Origin of the sequence: Methylobacterium sp. WL19 (assembly GCF_008040005.1) — a bacterium.
GTDB lineage: Bacteria > Pseudomonadota > Alphaproteobacteria > Rhizobiales > Beijerinckiaceae > Methylobacterium > Methylobacterium bullatum.
The window spans coordinates 1-23,223 of record NZ_VRVC01000085.1 but is presented as its reverse complement, the minus strand read 5'-3'; the positions used below and the strand labels follow the sequence as shown (position 1 = coordinate 23,223).

The 23,223-nt window shown below is 69.2% G+C and carries 17 protein-coding genes; 12 read left to right on the top strand and 5 right to left on the bottom strand.

What is annotated here, in order from left to right; all coding sequences use genetic code 11:
- The coding region (locus FV220_RS16630) for a hypothetical protein (RefSeq protein ID WP_147832628.1) at positions 1-7,486 on the bottom strand (7,486 nt) is incomplete at its 3' end.
- A 292-nt stretch (positions 7,487-7,778) separates the two neighbouring features.
- Here FV220_RS16630 and FV220_RS16625 point away from each other — a divergent pair.
- Together FV220_RS16625 and FV220_RS16620 are read left to right on the top strand one after the other, a co-directional pair.
- Positions 7,779-8,105 (top strand): Hpt domain-containing protein, encoded by a 327-nt coding sequence (locus tag FV220_RS16625; protein WP_147832627.1) that lies wholly within the window; start codon positions 7,779-7,781, stop codon positions 8,103-8,105.
- A 157-nt stretch (positions 8,106-8,262) separates the two neighbouring features.
- On the top strand, positions 8,263-8,583 hold the full coding sequence (locus tag FV220_RS16620) for a 2Fe-2S iron-sulfur cluster-binding protein (RefSeq protein ID WP_018042218.1): 321 nt from the start codon (positions 8,263-8,265) through the stop codon (positions 8,581-8,583).
- Here FV220_RS16620 and FV220_RS16615 read toward each other — a convergent pair.
- Together FV220_RS16615 and FV220_RS16610 are read right to left on the bottom strand one after the other, a co-directional pair.
- Entirely contained in the window at positions 8,561-9,013 is a 453-nt protein-coding gene (locus FV220_RS16615) for a VOC family protein (protein WP_147832626.1), read from the bottom strand. The two genes, FV220_RS16620 and FV220_RS16615, sit on opposite strands and share 23 nt — an antisense overlap.
- Positions 9,010-10,185: a VWA domain-containing protein gene (locus FV220_RS16610; protein ID WP_147832629.1), complete on the bottom strand. Its 1,176-nt coding sequence runs from the start codon at positions 10,183-10,185 to the stop codon at positions 9,010-9,012. Before FV220_RS16610 ends, FV220_RS16615 begins: the two co-directional genes overlap by 4 nt.
- Before the next feature lie 311 nt (positions 10,186-10,496).
- On the opposite strand from FV220_RS16610, the gene FV220_RS16605 reads away from it, so the two are divergent.
- Entirely contained in the window at positions 10,497-10,949 is a 453-nt protein-coding gene (locus tag FV220_RS16605; protein WP_056149959.1) for a hypothetical protein, read from the top strand.
- A gap of 260 nt (positions 10,950-11,209) precedes the next feature.
- Here the strand turns inward: FV220_RS16605 and FV220_RS16600 are convergent, their stop codons facing one another.
- A complete protein-coding gene (locus tag FV220_RS16600; protein ID WP_147832625.1) occupies positions 11,210-13,063 on the bottom strand; it encodes a cation:proton antiporter in 1,854 nt (617 codons plus the stop codon).
- A 360-nt stretch (positions 13,064-13,423) separates the two neighbouring features.
- Here FV220_RS16600 and FV220_RS16595 point away from each other — a divergent pair, with 360 nt between their 5' ends.
- The 8 genes from FV220_RS16595 to FV220_RS16555 all read left to right on the top strand — a co-directional run bounded on the left by FV220_RS16595 (position 13,424) and on the right by FV220_RS16555 (position 21,888).
- Positions 13,424-14,626, top strand: coding sequence for a hypothetical protein (locus FV220_RS16595; protein WP_056149954.1), 1,203 nt, complete (start codon positions 13,424-13,426; stop codon positions 14,624-14,626).
- Positions 14,623-15,267, top strand: coding sequence for a hypothetical protein (locus FV220_RS16590; RefSeq protein WP_056149950.1), 645 nt, complete (start codon positions 14,623-14,625; stop codon positions 15,265-15,267). The genes FV220_RS16595 and FV220_RS16590 overlap by 4 nt, the downstream gene beginning before the upstream one ends.
- Before the next feature lie 136 nt (positions 15,268-15,403).
- The gene (locus tag FV220_RS16585) at positions 15,404-16,255 is read left to right on the top strand and encodes a MoxR family ATPase (RefSeq protein WP_147832624.1); all 852 of its coding nucleotides are present in this window, start codon (positions 15,404-15,406) and stop codon (positions 16,253-16,255) included.
- A 130-nt stretch (positions 16,256-16,385) separates the two neighbouring features.
- Positions 16,386-17,366 carry an aldo/keto reductase gene (locus FV220_RS16580; protein ID WP_147832623.1) on the top strand — a complete coding sequence of 327 codons (981 nt, stop codon included), beginning with the start codon at positions 16,386-16,388 and terminating at the stop codon, positions 17,364-17,366.
- Between the two features lie 12 nt (positions 17,367-17,378).
- On the top strand, positions 17,379-17,903 hold the full coding sequence (locus tag FV220_RS16575; RefSeq protein ID WP_056149943.1) for a histidine phosphatase family protein: 525 nt from the start codon (positions 17,379-17,381) through the stop codon (positions 17,901-17,903).
- Positions 17,904-17,976: 73 nt separating this feature from the next.
- Positions 17,977-19,113 (top strand): hypothetical protein, encoded by a 1,137-nt coding sequence (locus FV220_RS16570; RefSeq protein ID WP_056149940.1) that lies wholly within the window; start codon positions 17,977-17,979, stop codon positions 19,111-19,113.
- A 95-nt stretch (positions 19,114-19,208) separates the two neighbouring features.
- Positions 19,209-20,648, top strand: a complete 1,440-nt coding sequence (locus tag FV220_RS16565; RefSeq protein ID WP_147832622.1) for a YcjX family protein — start codon at positions 19,209-19,211, stop codon at positions 20,646-20,648.
- Between the two features lie 208 nt (positions 20,649-20,856).
- Complete coding sequence (locus FV220_RS16555; RefSeq protein WP_147832621.1) at positions 20,857-21,888, top strand: TIGR01620 family protein; 1,032 nt, start codon at positions 20,857-20,859, stop codon at positions 21,886-21,888.
- 1 nt (position 21,889) lies between these two features.
- Here the strand turns inward: FV220_RS16555 and FV220_RS16550 are convergent, their stop codons facing one another.
- Complete coding sequence (locus FV220_RS16550; RefSeq protein WP_018042231.1) at positions 21,890-22,441, bottom strand: alpha/beta hydrolase; 552 nt, start codon at positions 22,439-22,441, stop codon at positions 21,890-21,892.
- A 193-nt stretch (positions 22,442-22,634) separates the two neighbouring features.
- Between FV220_RS16550 and FV220_RS16545 the strand changes: the two genes are divergently transcribed.
- Positions 22,635-22,862, top strand: a complete 228-nt coding sequence (locus tag FV220_RS16545) for a hypothetical protein (protein ID WP_056150188.1) — start codon at positions 22,635-22,637, stop codon at positions 22,860-22,862.
- Positions 22,863-23,223: the final 361 nt, after the last annotated feature.

Here is a 23,223-nt window from a genome sequence, read left to right as displayed (position 1 = left end):
CCTCACCGGGCCGCAGGGCGGCCTGGTTGCCGGCCCGGCCGGCTGCCGCAGGCGCGGAGACGATGGTCATCTGCTGGGTCGGGCGCGGATCGGTCGGCTTGTCGTCGCGGGCCTTGGGCTCGGACGGCTTGGCGCTCGCCGATGTTGCGACCGGGTTGGCCGCATTCTGCTTCGGCTTGGGAGGCGCGGCCTCCGAGACCTGCACGTCCTGCTGCTTGGCCGGCTGGACCTCCGCCTTGCGCGGGGCGGGGGCTGCCGCCTCGGTCACGTCGACGCTGCGGCGCGAACGCGAGACCAGGGAGGACAGTTCGTTCAGCGCCTTGATCTGGTCGGTCACGACCCGACGCATCTCGCTGGTGGCATCCTGGGTCTCGCGGGGGATTTCCAGAACGCCGCGCTGCAGGTCCGCCCGCGTCGCCTCGAGTTCGCGGCGGATCTCGGCCGCCATCTCGCGCATCCCCGCCACCGAGTCGCCGAAGCGACTGGCCGCGCCCTCGAACACCGTCATCATCTGCTCGGACGCGCCGGAGATCGCCGCGCGGACGGCGGTGGCGGTCCGCTCGCCCTCGCTGCCGGCATCCTTGCGAAGGCCTTCGAAGGCTCCGGTCACGCTGGCGCCCGCGCTCTGCGCCGCCTCGGACAGGCTGCCGGCGATGCCGCGCGCCCGTTCCTCGGCGGAGCGAAGGGTCTCGGCCATCAGCGCGTCGAAGCGCGCGGTCTGCTCCTCCAGGGCGCCGGACCGTGCCTCGATGCGCGTCAGCACGTCCTCCACCGCCTTGTCGCGGCTGGTGAGGAGATCGATCAGGCGCGTCTCGACGGTCTCGAGCGAGCCCGCCGCGCTGGTGAGCGTGCCGGAATGGGCGCGGGAGATCTCGGTGAGCGAGGTTCCGCGGGCATCGAGCGAGGCGGCGAGGTCGGCCGCATCGCGCAGGGCGCCCTCGGCGACCGCCTTCAGCTGATCGACCTGTTCGGCCACGCTCCGGCTGGCGCGCTCGGTCTCGCTTCCAATCGCGGAGAGCGTCGCCTGCACCTGCTCGACCCGGCCCGAGAGGCCCTGCTCGATGGCGCCGAGATTCTCGCCGGCATCGGTGATGAGCTCGCGCAGGGCCGAGTTCGCCCCCTCGACCCGGTTCAGGACGCCGTCGAGCTCACTGCGGAGCCGGTCGTTGGCCTCGTTGAGGCTCGCCAGGGCGCGGGAGGCGCCGCCGTCGATGGCCGCGAGCAGCGCGTTCCTCGACGCGTCGGACTGTTCGGCGAGGTCACGGACCCGCTCGCGCAGGGTCTCGGCGAGGGGCGTTCCGCTCTCGTCGAGGATGCGCGCGATCTCCTGGCTGCGCTCGCCCAGGGAGGCGACGAGCCGGGAGGCCGGGCCTTCGACGATCTCGCGGAGGCGTTCGGAATGGGTCGCCATCGCCTCGACCATATGGTTTCCGCGACCGTCGATGGTCTCCACGATCGATCCTCCCCGCTCCTCGATGGCGCGGGTGATCGTCTCCGCGCTCTCGGCGAGGCGGCGGGCCAGCGATTGCCCGCGAGCCTCGATCAGAGAGGCCAGGGCCGTCGAGCGGCGGTCGAAGCCGGCGATCATGTCCTGGTTGCGACCGTCGATGAGGGCGGCGACGGCCTCGTTGCGCTGGTCCAGAGCCGTGGCGAGCGCGTCGGCATGGGCCTGGGCGAGGGCGGCGTGACGGTCCACGCGCTCGTCGAAGGCGGCGAGCATCGTGGCGCTGTGCTCGTCCACCAGGGCCGCATAGGCGTCCTGGCGGTCGTCGAAGGCGCTGGCGAGGGCATCGCCGCGCGATGCCACGAGGGCGGCGAAGACCTTCATCCGGCTGTCGATCCGGTTCGTGAAGGCTTCGCTTCGGGCATCCACCGCCTGGGTCAGGGCCGTGCCCTGATTGTCGATGGTCCGGGCGAAGGCCGTGGTCCGGTCGTCCACCAGCCGCTCGAGGGCGCGCAGGCACTCGTCGAACAGGGCCGCGATGGCCTGCGTGCGGGTATCCACCGACTGGGTCAGCGACAGGCCCTGGTCGTCCACGGTGCGGGTGAACTCCGTCGTCCGCCCGTCGACGAGGTCGGCGAGGGCGCGCAGGCGCTGGTCGAACACGCTGCCGATCGCCTCGGCGCCGGCCTCGACGGCCTGGCTCAGCGACGCGCCGCGGCCGTCGATGGCGTGCGTGACCTGGGCCGTCCGGTTGTCCACCAGGTCGGCGAGGGCGCGCAGGCGCTCGTCGAACATGCTGCCGATCGACTGGGCTCCGGCCTCCACGGCCTGGCCCAGCGATGCGCCGCGGTTGTCGATGCTGTGGGTGAGGTCGGCCGAGCGGTTGTCCACGAGAAGGTCGAGGGCGCGCAGGCGTTCGTCGAAGACGGTCCCGATGGACTGGGCGCCGGCCTCGACGGCCCGGGTCAACGACGTGCCGTGGCCGTCGATGGTGCGGGCGAACTCGGCCGCGCGGTTGTCCACGAGGTGGTCGAGGGCGCGCAGGCGCTCGTCGAACAGCGCTCCCATGGATTCCGTGCGCTCGTCGACGGACCGGTACAGGGCGCTGCCCTGCATCTCCATGGTCCGGGCGAACTCCGCCGTCCGGGTCTCCACGAGGGTGTTGAGCTCATGCAGGCGCTCGTCGAAGAGCGCGCGGAGCGAACCGGTTCGGTCGTCGAGGGACCGGGTCAGGCTGCCGCCACGGTCGTCCACGGTATGGGCGAACTCTGCCGTCCGGGCCTCCACGAGGGCGGCGAGCTCATGGAAGCGCTCGTCGAAGAGCGCGCGGAGCGAACCGGTGCGGTCGTCGAGATTCCGGGTGAGGTTGCCGCCGCGCTCGTCCACCGTGTGGATGAGGTCCGCCGTCCGGCTCTCGACCAGCTGATCGAGGGCGCGCAGGCGCTCGTCGAACAGCGTGCTCATCATGGCCGTGCCCGCATCGACCGAGTGGGTCAGGACGGAGCCCTTGGTATCGAGGGTCCGGACGAAGTCGGCCGAACGGTCCGCCACGAGGGTGTCGAGGGCCTGCATCCGGTCGTCGAACAGCGCGCCCATGGCCTGGGTGCGGTCGTCGACGGTCTGGGTCAGGGCGGTGCCCTTGGTGTCGATGGTGCGGACGAGTTCGGCCGCACGGTTCTCGATGAGACGGTCGATCGCGCGCAGGCGGTCGTCGAACAGGGCGCTCAGGGCATGAGTGCGCGCATCCACCCGGTCGGTGAGCGCTTCGGCGCGGCTGTCCACCAGGCCGTCGAGGGCGGTGAGGACGTCGTCGAACAGGGTCCGCAGCCCGTGGGTGCGGGCTTCCACCGATTCCGCGATCCGGGCGCCGCGACCGTCCACGAGTTCGTCCAGGGCTCCGATGCGCTGGTCGAACAGCGCGACGAGGTCGCGGGTGCGGGCTTCCACCGCGCCGGCCGCACCGCCGAGGCTGGCCTCGATCGTGTCGACGAAGGTCCGGCCGTGCTGGCCGAGCGAATCGTGCAGGGGGGCCAACCGGTCGTCGAGGCTGCTGGTGAGAACCTGCGAGTGATCGTCCAGCATGGTCCGGATCTCGTTGGTCCGGTTGTCCAGGAGCTGGTGCACGGTGCGCACGCCCTCGTCGAGCAGGCTGCCGATATCGGTGGTCCGCGTCTGCAGGGTGGAGCCGAGGCGGCCTTCGCCCTCGCTGAGCAGCCGGTCGGCATCGGCGACGACGTCGCGCAGGCGGGCGATGATGGTGTCGCCGCGCTGTTCCAGAAGCTCCGCCAGGGAAGAGCCGCCGCGATCGAACAGCTGTGCCAGTTCGGTGATGCGGGTGCCGAGGGCGCCGAACACGACGCGTCCCTTCTCGTCGAGCTCCTGGCCCATGGCGGCCGTGCGCTCGTCGATGAGGGCGGCCAAGGCTTCCGCGCGGTGCGAGAAGGACGAGCGGATCGCCTCCGCCTGTCCGGCCAGGGCCTCGTTGGCATGGCCCGTCCGGCTCTCGATCATCTCGACGAGTTCGCGGGTCCGGTTGGCGAGATCCTCGTCCACCGCGCGGGTGCGGCTCTCGATGAGGCGGATCGCCTCGAAAGCCTGGGAGCCGAAGGTCTCGTCGATCAGGCGGCTGCGCTCCTCCAGCGCGGCGGCGATGGCGTCGAGACGCCCGACGACGCTGGTGTCGAAGCGGCCGACGCCCTCTTCGATGCGGCGTGACAGGTCGGTCGCCTGCTGCTCGAAGCGCGCGGCGATCTCGGTGGAGCGGCTGCCGAGGGTATCGCCCAGGGCCAGGCTGCGGGCGGCGATGTCCTGCGCCATGCCGTCGGCGCGGGCATCGAGGGTCTGGACGAGGTCGCGGCTGCCTTCGACCATGATGCGCGCCATCTCGCCGGTGCGCAGGATCAGGGCTTCGTTGAGGGCGGTGGCGCGGGAGCCGAGCTGACCGTCGATCTGGCTCACCAAGTGGGTGAAGGTCTCGCCGATCTCGGCGGAGCGCTTCACCGAGCGCTCCTCGAGGGCGCCGAGCTGGCTCTCTACGGTCTCGCGGGCTTCGCGGGTGCGCTCGGCGATGGTGTCGGCCACCGCCTTGCCCTGCACCGTGATGACGCGGTCCATCTCCTGCAGCTGGCCGGTGACGGTCTCGCTGAGGGTGGAAGTGTCGCGGGCGATGCGGTCGGCCAGGATGTCGCCGCGGGCGATGGTCTCCTGCAGGGCCGCGAGGCGGTCGTTGAGCACGGTGTCGATGGCCTTCGCCCGGCTTTCCGTGGTGTCGGCGAAGGTGGCGCCGCTCTGCGCGAGGGCGTCGCTCACGCGGGCGCTCTGGGCGGTCACCGCCAGCACGATCTCGCGGCCGGTATTGGCGAGCTGGCCATGCGCCTCTTCGGCATGGGTGGCGATGAGGTCGGTGAGGCCACGGCTATGCGTGCCGAAGGAAGCCTCGACATCCTTGATCCGGGCGGCGAGTTCGCCGCCGACATTCTCGGCCGCGCGGGCGATGGAGCCCGTCGCCTCGTTGGCGCGGTGGAGCAGGGTCTCGTCGATCTCGGTGAGGGTGCGGCGCAGGGCCTCCATCGCGTCCTGCGCGCGTCCTCCCACTTCACCGCTGAGACCGCTGGCGGCCTGCTGCAGGAGCTGGGCGGCTTCCTGCGTGCGGGCGGCGAGTTCGGCGGACGTGGCGGACAGGCGCCGCTCGAAGATCTGCACCGCCTCCACGGTCCGTGCCTCGAGTTCGCCGGTGGCGCTCGCCGAGGAGCGCCGCAGGGCCTGGGCGGCCTCCGCCGTGCTGGCGCCGAGGGCCACGGTGGTCTCTTCCGCGCTGCGGCGGAAGATGTCGGCGGCCTCGCTGGTGCGCGAGCCGATCTCGGCAGCCAGGGTGTCGAGGACGGCACGCAGGCTCTCGATCGCGCTGCCCGACTGGGAATCGAAGGTGCTGCCGAGAACCCCGAAGGCGCCCGTCAGGGTGAGGGTCGCGTCCTCGACGCGCTGGGTCACGAGGCCGCCGACCTGCTCGCCGGCCTTGTTGAGGCGGCGGATGCTGGTGTTGACGACGGAGGCCGTATCCTCGGCGCTGTTGCGCAGAGCGGTCGCGGCCTCGGCCGACCGGGCGTCGATCTCGCCGTTGAGGCCCGCCACGGTGCCCCGGAGGTTCTCCACCGTGCCCATGGCCCGGGTCTCGAAATGGGTGCCGAGGGCGGCGAGCGCCGCATCCATGGCCCGCGCGGCTTCCTCGGCGCGCTGGGTGACGAGGTCTCCCATCCGCTCCCCGGCGGAGGCGAGGTTGGTCTCGAGCGAACCGCCCTGGACGGTGAGGGTCTCGTGCAGGCGGGTGGCCACCGTATCGATGCGCTCGGCCAGATGACCGGCGCGATCGTCGATGCCGTTGCCGGCGGTCTCGATGGAGCGGACGAGGTCGTCGCGCAGGGCGCCGGTCCGTGCGGCGAAGGTCTCGACGATCCCTTCGGAGGCCTGGGCCAGGCCCGCCTGGGCCTCGCGGGTGCGGATCTCGATCGCCTCGGACACGCCGCTGCCGGCAGCCTCGATCTCGGCGCGCAGGGCGGCGCCGCGCGCGGCGATGTCATCGGTGAGCGTGGCCCCCGTGGCGGCGAAATGCTCGCGCAGCGCCGTGCCGGTCTCGGCGAACCGGGCGGTGATCTCGCCGCCGGTATGGGAGAAGTTCGTGGTGAGTTCGGTGCCACGGGCGAGGAACGTGTTCTCGAGCCCGCGCGCAGAGGCCTCGAAGGTCTGGCGGACTTCGCTGCCCTGGCGGTTCAGGCTCTCGATCACCTCCATGCCGGTCTGGGCCAGCGTGCGGGCGACCTGGCCGGCATTGTCGGCGAGCGTCGCGGTGAGCATGCCGCCGGTGCGCTCGAAGGCGAGGGTGACGTCCGCCGCCCGGCTCTCCAGGGACTGCGTCAGGGTGTTGCCGACTTCGGTGAGGCTGCTGCGCACGCCTTCGCTGGTGCTGGCGAGGCGCTGGACGAGATCGTCGCCACGGTCGGTGACGAGCCCGACCACGCGGTCCCCGGCCTCGCCGAGGGCTGCCGTGATGGCGTCGCCGCGGTTGCCGAGGGCCGAGGTGATGGCCTCACCGCGGGCGTCGAGGGCGCCGGTCACCCGTTCGCCGGCGCCGGTGACGGCGGCGACGATGCGCTCGGCCGCTCCGTCGAGCTCCTGCGTCAGGTTCTGGTGCGATCCGGTGATCGCGCCGCGAACGCGCTCGGCATTGGCGACGATCGATTCACGCTGGGCGACGAGCTCGTCGACGAGGGAGCGGATGCGGATCTCGTTGTCGGAATAGGCGCGTTCCAGGGTGGCGATCTCGCCGCGCACCAGGGTCTCCAGTTCGCCGGCACGGGCCAGCGCCCGCTCGACGCCGTCGCCCACGGCCGCGACCTCGCGCCGGACCGTCTGCGACATGGTGAGGACGGCATCGGTGGAGAAGTTCTCGGGCTCGGCGAGGCGGATCGCCACTTCGCCGACGGCGCGTGCCACGAGGCGCATCTCCTGGGCGCGGACGGCGAGCATCGCCATGATCGCGAACAGGACGATGGGGCCGACGATGGCGGTGGCGCCGACGGCGGCCTGAAGCGCCGTCATCCCGGCAATGAAGCTCTTCAGCTCGCCCCCCGACTGGTTCCAGGCCAGCGCGAGGAGGGCGGCGAACCAGAGAGCGGAGACGATGGCGGCGACGATGTAGGGCGTGCCCGACGGCCGCACGCGCAGGGTCTGCTGCAGGATGCCGATGTTCTGGCGGTCGTCGTTGGCGACCATGGAGCGGTCCGGCGGCAGCAGGCCACCCTCCCGGCGCGGCCGGTTGCGGTCCGGCGGCGGCAGGTCGGAGGCCAGGGGCTGGTCGAGATCGAGGCGCGGGGGAGCGAGGCGACCGCTGGGGTCGCTCAGGGGATCGTTGTCGCCGACATCGGGAAGCCGCGGTTCGACGCGCGGTTCCGTCGCCTGCGTCGAGGGGAAGTCCAGGTTGAGGGCCTGCTCGATGGCGGAAAGAGCCGCCTCGGCCGGGTCCTTGAGCTTCTTTTCCGTGGCCATCCAACGCCTCGTTACGCAGGTCGTCGAGACCGGCCGCATCCGGTGATCGACGACATTTTTACCAATTTACCAAGGAACTTTAGACCTCGGCGCGAGACCCGGATACCCGAGTGGGTCGAACCGTCCAAAAAACCTTAACGGAATGGTTACCAAGCGTGTGGCCGGTTTCATTCCGTCGGCTTTATGCATGATGCCGCAAGGCTTAAACGGAAGCGAACGATCTCGGACGCTCCTGTGGATAGACTGGTGGAGGGGCGCTCGAACGCCCGGTTGGGTTAAGGCGAGGCGACGGGTGACCAGTCTGATCGATCGTGCCTACCTCGCCGAGCAGACTTTCGGCGACGTCGACCTCGCCCTGGAACTGCTCGTGCTCTTTTCCGGCCAATGCCGCCGGCTGCTGCCCGGGATCACCGATCCGCGCCTCGACGACCACCACCGCGCCGACCTCGCCCACACGTTGAAGGGCTCCGCCCTCGGGGTCGGCGCCGCGCGGGTCGCCGAACTCAGCGCCGTCATCGAGGATGGCCTGAGGCGGGGGGGCGGCGTTCCGGACCCGGCCTATGGCGCGCTGGCCGATGCGGTAGAGGCGACCCTGTCGGAAATCGACGCACCCGCCTGATCTCGGCCGCAGGGACGGAACGGGTCGGCGTCTGCGGCGTAAGCGCAGGAATGTGAGGCGATGAGGCCGGTGCCGCTTGCATTCACCGGGCCGCGCCTTCAAGGCAGTCGCGCCGCACAACCGGCCGCAGACGCGTTGTACGAGCCTGGAGTCTTCGATGCCTAAGATCACCTACGTCGACCATGCTGGAACGGCCAGGACCGTGGAAGCCGACGTAGGATCGACCGTCATGGAAGCGGCGATCCGCAACAACGTACCGGGGATCGACGCCGAATGCGGCGGCGCCTGCGCCTGCGCCACCTGCCACGTCTATGTGGATGCCGAGTGGGTCGATGCCGTGGGACCGGCCGAACCGATGGAGCAGGACATGCTCGATTTCGCGTCCGACGTGCGTGCGACGTCCCGCCTGTGCTGCCAGATCCGGATCAAGCCGGAACTCGACGGCCTGACGGTCATCACGCCGGCTCGCCAGGGCTGAGCGGGCGTCGGCCGAGACTCTCGGCGAAGCGCAGCAGATACCCGTCGGGGTCCTGAACCAGGAATTGCCTGACGCCGACTTCCATCTCCCCGACCCGGTACCAGGCCTCGTGCGCGGGCCGGAACAGGGGCCAGGACGCGGAATCGAGGGCCGCCAGGATCGGATCGACGGCATCGACCGCGATCTGAAGGTTGATCCCGCGGCCGAGCGGCGGTTCGAGCCGGCCCGTCCGCCAGTTCCCGTTGGCGACATTGAGCATCACCTGCGCTCCGCCCCTCTCGAGATAGGCGAAGCCGTTCTCCGGTCGGGAATAGGCGACCGTAAATCCGAGCGTCCCGCACCAGAAGGCGAGGCTGGCGGCCAAGTCGTGGACGTCGAGTTCCGGAACGAGGGGGCTGAACCCGCCCTCGGGCAGCCTGTCGCCGGTCATCTCACCAGCGCCCGCATGGCCCCGTCGATCCCCTCGATGTTGAGCGGAAACATCCTGTCCGAGACGATTCTGCGGATCATGCCGATCGACTGGGTATAGGCCCAGTGCTCGGCGGGGACCGGGTTGAGCCAGACCGATTTCGGAAACCGTTCGAGCACCCGTTCCAGCCAGACCTGTCCCGGCTCCTCGTTCCAATGCTCCACCGAGCCGCCCTGCATGGCGATCTCGTAGGGGCTCATGGAGGCGTCTCCGACGAAGACGGCACGGTAATCGGGCGGGTAGGTGCGCAGCACGTCGAGGAGCGGGATCGCCTCGTCGTGGCGCCGGCGGTTCTCTTTCCAGACGCGTTCATAGGGGCAATTGTGGAAGTAGAAATGCTCCACATACTTGAACTCGGCACGCGCTGCCGAAAAAAGCTCCTCGGCGAGCGCCACGTGCCAGTCCATCGACCCGCCGACATCGAGGAAGAGCAGGACCTTCACGGCGTTGCGACGCTCCGGGCGCAGCTTCACGTCGAGATAGCCCTTGCTGGCGGTCTCGCGGATCGTGCCGTCGAGATCGAGTTCGTCGGCGGCGCCCGTGCGGGCGAAACGGCGCAGGCGCCGGAGGGCGACCCGCATGTTGCGGGTGCCGAGTTCGACGCCGTCGTCGAGATCCCTGAACTCGCGCTTGTCCCAGACCTTCACCGCGCGAAAGTTCCGGTTGCCGTCCTGGCCGATGCGGATGCCTTCGGGGTTGTAGCCATAGGCGCCGAAAGGTGAGGTGCCGCCGGTGCCGATCCACTTGTTGCCGCCCTGGTGGCGTTCCTTCTGCTCGGCGAGCCGTTGCTTCAGCGTCTCGAACAGCTTGTCCCACCCGAGCGCCTTCAACTCGTCCTTCTCGGCGTCGGTGAGGTACTTCTCGGCGAGCTTGCGCAGCCATTCCTCGGGGATCGCCGTCGGCTCCGCCGCCTCGCCGAGGGTCTCGATTCCCTGGAACACGGTGCCGAACACCCGGTCGAACCGGTCGAGATGGCGCTCGTCCTTCACCAGGGCGGTGCGGGCGAGGAGATAGAACTCCTCGACGCGCTTGCCCGCCAGATCGCGGTCCAGGGCCTCGAGCAGCGTGAGATGTTCCCGCAGCGTGACGGGGATCTTGGCGTCGCGCAGGGCCGTGAAGAAGTGAAGCAGCATGGGGCAGAGAACGCGCGAACCGGGCGTCCGGGTCAAGGGTGTCCGCGCACCGGTCATGCCCACCGGAAGGGTCGGTCGACGACGCCGGACTCGTGAGCCGGATAACGGAAATAATCCTGAATTCAGTGAGACATGGGCGCCACTTTCCCTCTCCGGCGCCGACGAAGCTGGGTATAAGTCCGGTTTTCTGTTGATATCACCGCCTACTGTGTTCTTCGCACCTTCAACATTGTCATTGAAATCAAACAGCTGGGAGACAGAGTGAACGCCAAGTCAGGGCCGGGGTATTTGGCAGAGTAAGGGTGGACGTCATGGCGCTCGTCTTGCGCTCCTTGAGTGATTTCAAGCGGTTTCTGGCGAAGCCGGGCGCGACGATTCAGATCGTGCGGAACACCTTCATCGAGCGCCAGCCGGCCTCGTTTCAGGAAGCCTATCGCCAGAAGGGCATGTACGAGCCGCGCACCGTCCAGGCGATCTCGAAGAAGGCGGCGGTCTTCGCCATCAAGGGCCATCCGACGACGGTCTGGCTCTATTGGGACAAGGGCACGCGGAACTGGCGCTATTCCGGCGACACCCTGGCCGTCCCGCTCAATACCGGCGTGGGGCCGCCCGACGAGATCATCTACCGCTGCAGCTTCGCGCCGGGATCGGAGCCGAAGGCCCGTGCGCCCGCCCGTACCAAGACCGTCGATCCCGCGCCCGCATCGCCGGGGGACAAACCGACCCCCACCATGCCCGAACGCGGCCAGGGCCGCCTGTTCTAACTTCTTCCGCTCATCGTGATCCGTCTCGATCCGTGATCGGTCGGTCAGCACCGTCCGGCCAAATCTATGTTTTCAAGATCATCGCGGCTTCATGCCGGCGTCTTGAGACGATCGACACCCCGAAATTATACCGCGCTCCGGTACTCGCAATAGCATTCGTTGGTCGATGTGCCTGAATTCAGGCTCTCTCCCGAGTTATCCACTTCCCCGACATTGTTGCTGCGCCGCTCTGTCCGGAATAAGACACAACGCCGGATCGATCAGGCGCTCTTCGCGGGCTGCTCGTCTTTGGCAGGTGTCTCCCGAGCTTCCGTCGCCTTGCCCGCGTCGACATTCTTGCCCACGGTGCGGCGTGCACGGAAGGCCGGCCTCACCTCGGTTTCCTTGCGCTTGAGCATGGCGCGGTACTCGTCGCGCCGCTCGTGGATCGAGGCGATGACGAGGCCCATGGGGACGCCCACATCGACCAGCACGGCTTCCGAGAGCTGCAGGGACGCTTCGATGGTCTCGGGTACGGCGTCGTCGACGCCCATCTCGTAGAGCGCCGTGGCGTGGCGGGCGTCGCGGGCGCGGGCGACGATGGTGATGTCGCGGCGCTCCGCGCGCGCCGCCTCCACGACGGCCTCAACGGCCCGGGGATTGTCCAGGGTAACGACGAGGGCGCGGGCATTGGCGATGTCGCAGCGGCGCAGCAGTTCCGGGTTGGAGGAATCGCCGAAATAGACCGGGTTGCCGAGGCGGCGGTGCTCGGAGACGCGGGCCGCGTCCGCATCGAGGGCGAGATACGGGATCTTGTGGCGGGCCAGCATCTCCCCGACCTGACGTCCGACCCGGCCGTAGCCGGCGATGATGACGCGGTTCTGCTGCTTGTCCGGCACCGGCTCGGCGCGGGCGCGGCCGAGATTGGAGCGGGACATCCGCTTGCCGAGGCGCCGGGCCAGGCTCGCCAGCCCCGGAATCGCGATCATCGTCACCGTGGTGACGATCAGCGCCGCCTGGCCGAGGCCATCCGGCACGAGCCCGCCCGCGATGGCGCCGCCGATGAGGACGAAGGCGAATTCGCCGCCGGGGCCGAGGAGGAGTGCGGCTTCGAGCGCGACGCCGCGCGGGATGCGCAGGAACCGGGCCGCCACGAGGATCACCGCGCCCTTGATCAGGATCAGCCCGATGGACAGGCCGAGGATGGTCTTCGGCGCCGCCATCAGCTGGGCCGGGTCGAGGTTCATGCCTACCGACACGAAGAAGACCCCGAGCAGCAGGCCCTTGAACGGATCGATCGTCGCCTCGATCGCCCGGCGATACTCCGTCTCCGCCAGGAGCAGGCCCGCGACGAAGGCGCCGAGTGTCATCGAGAGGCCGCTCGCCGCCGCCGTCAGGGCGGTCGCCACGATGACGAGGAGGCAGGCGGCCATGAACAGTTCCGGCGAACGCGTCCGGGCCACGAGCTGGAACAGGGGCCGCAAGGCGAGGCGGCCCGCCACCACGATGAGCACGAGGGCGATGGCCGCCTGTCCGAGCGCCAGGGCGAGTGCGCCGCCGACATCCGCCCCGTCGCTGCGGCCGAGCACCGCGATGGCGAACAGCATCGGCGCCACGGCGAGATCCTGGAACAGCAGCACGGCGAAGCTGGCGCGGCCCGCGGGCGTGTTCAGGCGCTTCTGTTCGGCCAGGACCGGCAGGACCACGGCGGTGGAGGACAGGGCGAGCGCCAGGCCGACGATGACGGAGGCGGCCAACGGCACTTCGAGGGCGAAGAGGATGATGCCGATGACGAGGGAGGAGGCGAGCACCTGCGCCGAACCGAGCCCGAAGACGAGGCGGCGCAGGGTGCGGAGACGCTCCCATGACAGCTCGACGCCGATCATGAACATCAGGAAGATCACGCCGAATTCGGCCAGATGCGCGATCTCGGACCGGTTGCCGATGGTGAAGATCGAGACCCATGGCACCGTGTCGGCCAACCGCCCCAGGCCGAACGGCCCAAGGATCGCGCCCGCTCCGATGAAGCCCAGAACCGGACTGATGCGCAGCCGGTGGAACAGCGGCACCACCACGCCTGCGGTGACGAGAAAGATGATCGCTTCCTTGTAGGATCCGGCGTGAACGTCCGTCATCGAGCTGGGCAAACTCCCGAGGGTGGTGCGCGACGCTGGCCGAGACGGGGCAGCCGAAGTTCTGCACAGGGAACTCCGGCCGCGGGAATCCATCGGGTCGCCGGCAGCGATGAGAGCATGCAAGCCCATGTGCCGCCTGGGCAACCGGCTTTTTGCCGGCCCATGCGGATTTGATCCTTCGCCGTACTCAGCCATGCATGCGGGACGCGCTGGCGCGGACGGGGTTTTGCGCTGCGATACGGAATGGCGCAAAAACGGCACAATGGCCGCATAGGGCGGAACTTAACGATCGGTTAAGTCCCAGCCTACCTCACGGTTTGTTGCGTCGTTCGTCGCGTTTTTTGAAGACACGAGTGCCTCATGCGAAAGTCGCCGCCCAACCGGGATGTTCAGCGCGAACGACGTGACTGGATCCGTGAGTCCGAGCGCTGGACGCACGAGCGCCATCTCGAGAAGGGGTACCGGATCAAGTGGGGCTATGTCGGGATCGCGTATCTCGTCGAGTTCATGGTCATCGGCGCGTCCCTTTGGGGCGCCTGGCTGTTCGCCGGGGTCTACAGCGACGGGGACGACAAGGCCTTCTACTTCATGCTCCTCGCGCCGCTGGTCTACGCGGCGGTGGAACTCTGCCGCGTGCCGCTGGGCATTCTGGCCCGCACGCAGCGCTCCTACTTCATCCGGGCGCTGGCCATCGTCGGCATCATCTTCGCCGCAGGCGTCACCACAAAATCGGTGTCGCAGCTCGGCGAGATGATGTTCCACCCCCGCCTGATGGATGCGGCCAAGGCCAAGACCGCCCTCAAGGACGCGCAGGCCGACCGCTCGACCATCGACAACCGCATCGCCGCCGCCGATGCCCGCGTCGCCCAGTACACCACGGAACTCGACCAGATCGAGAAGCGCGCCGCCGAGAACGCGAGCCAGCTTTCGGCCTTGCCCGCCCAGCGATGTGAGCGCGTCTCGGGCACCAACAGCAAGGGCCAGCGCTATTCCAACCTGAAATGCGTCACCGATCCGCGCACCGCCACCCTGAATGCCAGTGTCGGCAAGGCCGGCGCCGACCGGGCGGTGGTGACGAAATCCCTCGAGGAAGCGCGCAAGGCGCGCGCCGAACTCGACCGCGGCATGGCCGAGCGCAAGGTCGCCGATGCCGAGCAGGCCTACCGCAATTCGGTGAACCGCTCGCAGCTCCACTCCTTCACCGCCATGGTCTACGGCGTCGACCCGATCGATGTGACCGACGCGCAGGTCCACGCCTTCCTGCGCATCTTCGTGTTCGTTCCGGCCCTCTGCGCCGCCTTCGCCTCGACGATCCTGGCGCTCTGCGCGGTCTCGGTGCGCAAGACCTTCATGGACGAAGACGATCTCGGCGCCGCCGTAAATCTCGAGGCGACGCCCTACATGCTCGACTCGATCACCGATTCCATTCGCCAGGAGATGGGCCTTACGCCGCCCAAGCCCGTGCGTGACGTGACGCCGACGGGTGAGGTGATCCCGCTGGATCGCCGGACCGCGCCCAGTGCCAACTTACCGCCCGTGGCCAGCGCGGGAGCCGGCGCATGAGCATCCACGCATCGGGGACGCCGGAGAACGTGGTTCTCGCCCAGAGCGTCAATGGCCGCCTCCGGGCCGAGACGCGGATCACCGCCGCCCGGGCCTTCCTGTTCCGGGCCATCGGGGCGGGAGCCTTCGCGGCGCTCGCCGGCATCGGCATCGGCGCGGCGTCCTACGGCTACGCCTACATGAACCAGTTCGACTCGGCCGCCGAGAAGATCGCCGCCGCCATGCAGGCCGCGCTGTCCGACGTGACCTTGAAGACCAAGGGTGAGGTGACGCTCACCGACAACGTCCTGAAGCTCGAAGGCGGACCCGTCCGCTCCTCCCCGTCGCCGACCCAGGCCCAGCTCGGCAAGGACGCCGCCCCCGCCTCCAAGGCCACGGTGAACACCACCTTCACGGTGTTCAAACAGGTCCCCTACATGGACGGCCAGATCGTCACCGGCTGGAACTTCCGCGCCAACGAGGAAGTGCCCTTCCAGCAATATTGCTACTTCTCCCGCCGGACCAACGAGGCCAAGGGCCAGGTCGAGATGAAGATCGATCTCGCCATGGACGGCAAGGTTCTGCCGCAACCGCAGAAATCCGACGTGAACCTCGCGATCCTGGCCTCGAACTGCGTGTGGAGCGACGGGAAGTCGCTCTGAGGGCTCTACGCTTCAGCCGAATTTCGGTAGTGGGAGGGCACCAGTCGCCATCCCGCTTCGGGGAAGCGCGCATCGGCTGCTCTGCAGAGGCTGAAGCTTCCCAATGGATGAAGCCGCAACAGAAAGCCGACGCCTCATGCGCTTTACCGGTACCGCCGATTACGTCGCCACCTCGGATCTCACCACCGCCGTCAACGCGGCCATCGTGCTGGAACGGCCGCTCCTGGTGAAGGGCGAGCCCGGCACCGGCAAGACCGTGCTGGCGGAAGAGATCGCCAAGGGGCTCGGCGCGCCGCTCCTCACCTGGAACGTCAAATCCACCACCAAGGCGCAGCAGGGCCTCTACGAATACGATGCGGTCTCGCGCCTGCGCGACAGCCAGCTCGGCGATCCGCGCGTGTCGGAGATCGGCAACTACATCCGGCGTGGCAAGCTGTGGGAGGCGTTCACGCATCCCGAGCGGCCGGTTCTCCTCATCGACGAGATCGACAAGGCCGATATCGAGTTCCCCAACGACCTGTTGACCGAACTCGACCGGATGGAGTTCCACGTCTACGAGACCGGCGAGACGATCCGCGCCGAGCGCCGCCCCATCGTCATCATCACCTCGAACAACGAGAAGGAACTGCCGGACGCGTTCCTGCGCCGCTGTTTCTTCCACTACATCAAGTTCCCCGACGCCGAGACGCTGAAGGCCATCGTCGAGGTGCATTACCCCGGCATCAAGCACCGCCTCGTGGAGGAGGCCCTACGGGTCTTCCTCGAGACGCGGGAGGTGCCGGGTCTGAAGAAGAAGCCCTCCACCTCGGAATTGCTGGATTGGCTCAAGCTCCTCGTCTCGGAGGATGTCTCGCCAGAGACCCTGCGAGAGCGCGATGGCCGCAAGCTGATCCCGCCGCTCCACGGGGCGCTCCTGAAGAACGAGCAGGATGTCGGCCTGTTCGAGAAGCTGGCCTTCATGATGCGGCGGGAGGGGCGGGGCGGCTAAGCAAGCTTAGCAAAGGTGGTCACCGGTTTTGCGTTTTAAAACCTGCTGAGGACCACCTTCGGCCGAGCTGCGCTCGCCGGCGCCATTCAAACCCGACCTCGTGTCCCCATCCTGCAAGCGGACCGCTCCCATGAAGATGAAGAAGCTCGGCCGCACCGGCCTCGACGTGTCGCCGCTCTGCCTCGGCTGCATGACCTATGGCATTCCCGAGCGCGGCCCCCATCCCTGGACCATGCGGGAGGACGAGAGCCGCCCGCTCATCCGGCAGGCGATCGAGCTCGGCATCAACTTCTTCGACACGGCGAACTACTATTCCGACGGGACCAGCGAGGAGATCGTCGGGCGTGCCCTCAAGGACTTCGCCGACCGCGACAGCGTCGTGCTCGCGACGAAGTGCTATTATCCGCTCAAAGACCAGCCCAATGCCGGCGGCCTCTCCCGCAAGGCGATCTTCGCCTCCATCGATGCCAGCCTGAAGCGCCTCGGCACCGACCATGTCGATCTCTTCCAGATCCATCGCTGGGATTACGGCACCCCCATCGAGGTGACGATGGAGGCCCTCCACGACGTGGTGAAGGCCGGCAAGGCCCGCTATATCGGCGCGTCCTCCATGTACGCCTGGCAATTCGCCAAGGCCCTGTTCACCGCCGATCTCCATGGCTGGACCCGGTTTGCGACGATGCAGGACCATTACAACCTCCTCCACCGCGAGGAGGAGCGCGAGATGCTGCCGCTCTGCGCCGATCAGGGTATCGGTGTGCTGCCCTGGAGTCCGCTGGCGCGCGGGCGTCTGACCCGCGACTGGCACGAGCGGAGCGCCCGCCAGGATTCCGACGAGGTCGGCAAGCGGCTCTATGCCTCCGCGGAGGAGGCGGACCGGGCCATCGTCGGCAAGGTGGCGGAGATCGCGCAAGCGCGCGGCGTGTCGCGGGCGCAGGTGGCTTTGGCCTGGGTGATCCAGAAGCCGATCGTCACCGCGCCGATCATCGGGGCATCGAAACCCACCCACCTGACCGATGCCGTGGCGGCCCTCGACCTCGCGCTCGATGCCGACGAGATGTCCGCCCTCGAAGCGCTCTACACGCCGCACCCCGTCGTCGGCTTCCAGTAAGGTCCATCCTCCATGCGCCGCCTGATGCTCCTGCGCCACGCCAAGTCCGACCGTTCGCCGGGCGTGCGCGATATCGACCGTCCGCTGAACCCGCGCGGAGTCAAGGCCGCGCCGCAGATGGGGGCCTATCTCGCGGCGCAGGATCTGATCCCCCGGAAGGTCGTCGTCTCTCCATCCTTGAGGACGCGACAGACCTGGGAGGGCATGTCCGCCGCCCTCGGCAACCCCGAAACCGAGATCGTCGATGCGATCTACGAGGCACCGGACAGCGCGCTGCTCGAGGTCATCCGGGCGACGCCGGCCGACATCCGGACCCTGCTCATGATCGGGCACAATCCCGGCCTGCAGGATCTCTCCCTCGATCTCGTAAGTGACGGTCCCCGTGAGGCGAGGGCGCGGCTCTCGGTGGAATTCCCGACCGCGGCGCTCGCCGTCATCGATATCGAGGGCGAGGCCTGGACCGGGTTCCGTCACCGTGCGGGCCGGCTCGAACGGTTCGTGACGCCCAAGGGCCTCGACCGCGACGACGCCGCCTAAGGCTATGTCGATCGATTGAACGGATCACCGGCTGGGCCGTTGCTCAGTGCCATGGCCCGCCACCGCTGATCCCGTGTTCGTCACCACGCTTCTCGTCCTGACATCCCTGATGCCGCGCATGGGTATCGGCCTCGACGCCGTGACGTCCGGCCTCGCTCGCGCCGAATCGGCCGTGGCGATGGTTGCCCCTCCCTCCGAGACCCCGAGTTTTCTCGCCAGCGAGAGGGCGGTGTCGAACTGGCGCGCGGAGGCGGGGACGACCTTGCGTCCCGCTTCGCTCGCCCTGGTGGCCCGCTATGCGCCGGTCCCGCCCGCTTTCGTCGCGCGCTGCGTCAAGCTCAACAATTACTGGTGCATCAAGAGCGCCCGGTGGCGGGGCGAGATCGGCAGCGATGCCGAGGGGCATACCGGGTTCGCCACCGCCGGCGACGGCGCCGACGCGGCGGCCTCCCTGCTGCGGCGCTATTATCGCGAGTTCGGCCGCCGCAACGCCCTGTCCATCGTCCGCCGATGGGCGCCGGCGGAATGCTCCGTTTCGAGCGGCGGGGGATCGGGCGGAAAGGTCTCCACCGGCCTCGCGCCGCTCGGTCTCGGCAAGACGGTTCGCGCCCGCTACCTCGCCCGCCATGCGCGCGGAGGCATGCGAATGCCCCGCACGGTCGCGCGGGGCGGGCCGCTGCGGGTTCAGCCCTGGTCGCCGCTGGCGAGGATGGCGGGTGGGCCGAAGCCCCGGCCCATCCGTGTCGCGGGGGCGGCCGAGACGATCGGCCGGCCGGCGATCACGCCGATCATCGCGAGCCCGTCCGAGACCGGGGCGACATCGCCGTCCTCCCGGCTGGCAGACCGGTTCGCAGCGGAATCCGCGGCTTTGCCCGCCCTCGCGGCCGGGATGCCGGGCCTTCGGCTGCAGGATCTGGCGGCACCGGCGCCGCTCTGCGGCAATGACGAGGTCCGCATCCGCAATTACGCCACCCGGATCGCCGCCAGCGTCGGCCTCAAGGTCGAGGACGATCTGTCTCTGTTCGATGCCGATGGCCGGCCCTCGCCCCGTCTCGCCCCGGTGATGCTCGCCATGTCGGCGGTGGAACTCGGCGTGCTGCGGGCAGGACCGGATCTGGTCGAGGCCGCCATCGCACGGCTCGCCGCCGCCCAGGTCGATCCTGGCGAAGTCGATCCCGGCCAAGTCGATCCCGGCGCGGTGGAGCGATGACGCGTCCGGTTCTTGCGTTCGCCTGAGACGCGCGCCACCTCACCCCTGCATTCGCCACCCATCCTCCCCCTCCGGCCAAACGAGACCCTCGCTTCATGATCAGCTTCGCCTCGCGCGCGGGCTCCGCGATCCAGGCCTTCGCCGAGGCATCCAGCGATCTCCTGATCCAGCCGACCCTGAGGCTCGGCGTCACCGGTCTCGCGCGGTCGGGCAAGACGGTGTTCACGACCGCGCTGATCCATCATCTGGTGGAGACCCATGCGCTGCCGGCCTTCGCGCCCGCGCATGAGGGACGGCTGCGCCGGGCCCGCCTCGTGCCGCAACCCGACGACGACGTTCCGCGCTTCCCCTACGAGGATCATTTCGCGGCCCTGACGGAGCAGCGCCTGTGGCCTCGCTCCACCGACCGGATCAGCCAGTTCCGCCTCGCCATCGAATACGAGCGCAAGGGCGGCTGGCGCTCCGGGCCGGGCACGCTGATGCTCGACGTGGTGGATTATCCCGGCGAATGGCTGCTCGACCTCGCGCTGATCGACCAGAGCTACGCGGAATGGTCCGCCGCCACCATCGCGGGCACGCGCCGCACCGGGCGATCCGCCATCGCGGCGCCCTGGCTGGCGGTGCTGAAGGACCTCGACCCGTCCGGCCCCCTCGACGAGGTCGTGGCCGAGCGCGCCAGCATCGCCTTCACCGCCTATCTCACTGCGTTGCGCGCCGGGCCGGAATCGGTGGCGACCACGCCGCCGGGCCGTTTCCTCATGCCCGGCGACCTCGCCGGATCGCCGGCTCTCACCTTCGCGCCCCTCGACGCGCTCCCGGAGACGATCGTCCCGAACAGCCTCGCGGGACTGATGGAACGGCGTTTCGAGGCCTACAAGGCCAAGGTCGTGGAGCCGTTCTTCCGCAACCATTTCCAGCGGGTTGACCGGCAGATCGTCCTCGTGGACGTGCTCGCCGCCGTCGATGCCGGGCCGGCCGCCCTCGCCGAGTTGGAAGAGGCGCTCGACACCGTGCTCCTCAGCTTCCGGATCGGCCGCAACACCATCCTGTCGCGCCTGTTCGCGCCGAGGGCGGACCGCATCATGTTCGCCGCCACCAAGGCGGATCACCTGCACCAGACCAGCCACGACCGGCTGGAGGCGTTGCTGCGGCTCCTCGTCTCCCGCGCCATGCGCCGGACAGAGGCGGCCGGTGCCCGCGTCGGCACCGTTGCGCTGGCTTCCGTGCGGGCCACGCGGGAGACCACCGTCCACGACGACGGCATGACCCTGCGCGCTGTGTCGGGAACGCCCGAGGCGGGCGAACACGTGGGCGACGAGGTCTTCGACGGTCGGAGCGAGGCGGCGGTGTTCCCCGGTGAGTTGCCGTCCCGGCCCGAATCCGTGCTGGAAGGCGCGGTGCCGCCCGGCTCCCTTCGCTTTCCGCGCTTTCGCCCCCCGCTGGTCCGGCCCGATGCCCATGGCCGCCCCGGCCACCTGCCGCAGATCCGCCTCGACCGTGCGATGCAGTTCCTCATCGGCGACAAGCTGACGTGAGCGCCGCCGTCCGTCATCCCATCCCGCCCGCCGACCTCATCCTGAGGTGCCGCGCCAGCGGCCTCGAAGGAGGGTTCCAGGCTCCGCTGCGCGAACTGGAGGGCTCCTTCGAGGCCTCCGCTCCGCTCCGGCACCTCAGGATGAGGTGGGCGGATGGGGGAAGGCCGGTCTCGCAGTTTGCCTATTACGCCTCAGACAGGGTCCACCCATGACCTCTCCGAACCGTCCCCGCGCCTTCCGCATCCCCGCCGCCGAGCCGGCCGAGGGACTGGAGGGCATCGTTCCGCCGCCGGTGCCGCCGAACGCGGTCAGGATCGTCGAAGAGCCGTTTGAGATCGTCGAGGCGGCGGACGGCACCGCCGTGCCGGTGGCTCCGAAATCGCGGGCGCCCTGGCTGTCGGTGCTGATGCTGGCTTTGGGCGGCCTCGTCTCGCTCGGGGTCGGCCTGTCGCTGGAGCGGATGATCGCCGACCTGTTCTCCGCCGCGCCCTGGCTCGGCGGGGTCGCCCTGGCTCTCCTCGTCCTCGCGGCCATCGCCTTCCTCGCCCTGGTGATGCGCGAACTCGCGGGCATCTGGCGCGAGCGCCGGATCGAGAAGCTCCGGGCGAAGGCCATCGAGGCCATCGCCACGCGGGATCACACCGGCGCGCAGGCGGTGGTCGCCGAGCTTTGCGACCTCTACGCCACGAGGACCGGGCTCGCGGCCGGCCGCCAGCGCCTGAAAGCCCTGGGCGATACCATCCTCGACGTGGACGACCGGATCGGGCTCGCCGAGCACGAACTGCTCGAACCCCTCGACCGGCAGGCCCGCAATGCCATCGCCTCGGCCGCCAAGCAGGTCTCGGCGGTGACGGCGCTCAGCCCGCGCGCCATCGTCGACGTGGCCTTCGTGGTCTTCGCCGCCGTGCGCCTCCTGCGCCAGATCGCGACGATCTATGGCGGACGGCCGGGTTTCCTCGGGTTCCTGCGCCTTGCCCGCGCCGCCTTCGCGCATCTCACCGTCACGGGCGGGATGGCGGTGGGCGAGAGCATGATCCAGCAGGTCCTCGGCCTCGGCATCGCCGCGCGGGTCTCGGCGAAGCTCGGAGAGGGCGTGCTCAACGGCCTGATGACCGCCCGGTTCGGCCTCGCCGCCCTGGCGGTCTGCCGCCCGCTCCCCTTCGTCAGGGAGGAACCTCCGCGCCTGTCGGACGTGGCCGGGGAGTTGCTGAAGCCGATGGGCGGGGCCGAGAAGGCGTGACTCAGAGCCCCTTGAGGAAGCCCGCCAGGCGCATCAGCCCTTCCGGCCACGGACCGTGCCCGCTCGCCACGTTGATGTGGCCGGATTCGCCAGCGTCCACCAGGGCGGAGCCCCAGGCATAGGCGAAGTCCTCGGCCCTGTCATAGGCGCAATAGGGGTCGTTGCGGCTCGCCACCAGCAGTGACGGGAAGGGCAGGGGATCGCGCGGCACCGGCGCGAAATCCGTGACGCTGGACGGCAGGTCCGGCGTCCGCTCCACGTCCGGGAACGCCACCAACAGGGCGCCCCGCACCTTGCCCTCGGGAAAGGCGGGCGCGGCCTGGACGGAGGCGACCACGCCGAGGCTGTGGGCGATGAGCATCACCGGCCGCGTCGCCGCCTCCACCGCCTCGACGATGCGTGCGCGCCACGATGCCGCTTCGGGATGGTGCCAGTCGTCCTGCTCGACGATGCGGGCATTGGCCATGCGGGCGGCCCAGCCGGCCTGCCAATGGCCGTCTTCCGAGCCTGCATAGCCGGGGAGGATGAGGATGTCGCAATCGGCGAGCTTCATTCTGCCCCGATAGCGGCTCGCTCGCGCGGCGTCGAGACGGGTGAGGGGAATTGGGCAGGCGTCACCGCGCCGAGTGAGATGCCTCCGGGCTGCGAGAGGCGGCGGCCCATCATTTTCATCGAGCGCCCGCGCGGATCACGGTTTCCCGCGTTAGCCGAGTGTCGCGCGCTCAGGCGTGCCCAGGAGGATGGACATGACGAAGCTCTTCATCGCCAATATCCGCGCAGCCAAGGGCTTTCGCCCGTTGGTCACGGTCCGGGCTGCCGCCGAAGGTGAGGCCAAGGTCTTTCTCGCCGCGGCCTATCCCGACGACGAGATCGTCGATGTGGTCGAGCCGAGCGACTGGGTCAGCGATGCCGATACCGGGTCCGCGCCGGGTGATATCCGCGAGCATGCCGGCGTCGAATGGCAGTCCCCGTGAAGCGTGAACGAGACGAGGGGGCGACGGCTCCCCTCGATTCCGGCGCGGCTTTCATTGGCTAGAACTGCGCCCGACCACCGCCGTCCCAGACCATCGGCCAGCCCCGACACGGCCATGAGGAAGGGCCTCCGGAAATGGACCAGGCCCGGGCCGCTCCACACCGTGAACCGCTCCGTGCAGCCGGTGGTGTTCATCGCGCATCGCAGAGGGACGAGACAGAAGAGATCGCGCCCTATGGGCCTTCCCGCAGGGCATCGACGGCGTGACCGGCGAGGTTGGCCCCCAGGAGCCGCTCGGCGTCGAAGCCGCCCAGCGGCCGAAAGCGGCCGGGCAGGTCGGCGATGGCGCGCTGCCGCCGGAG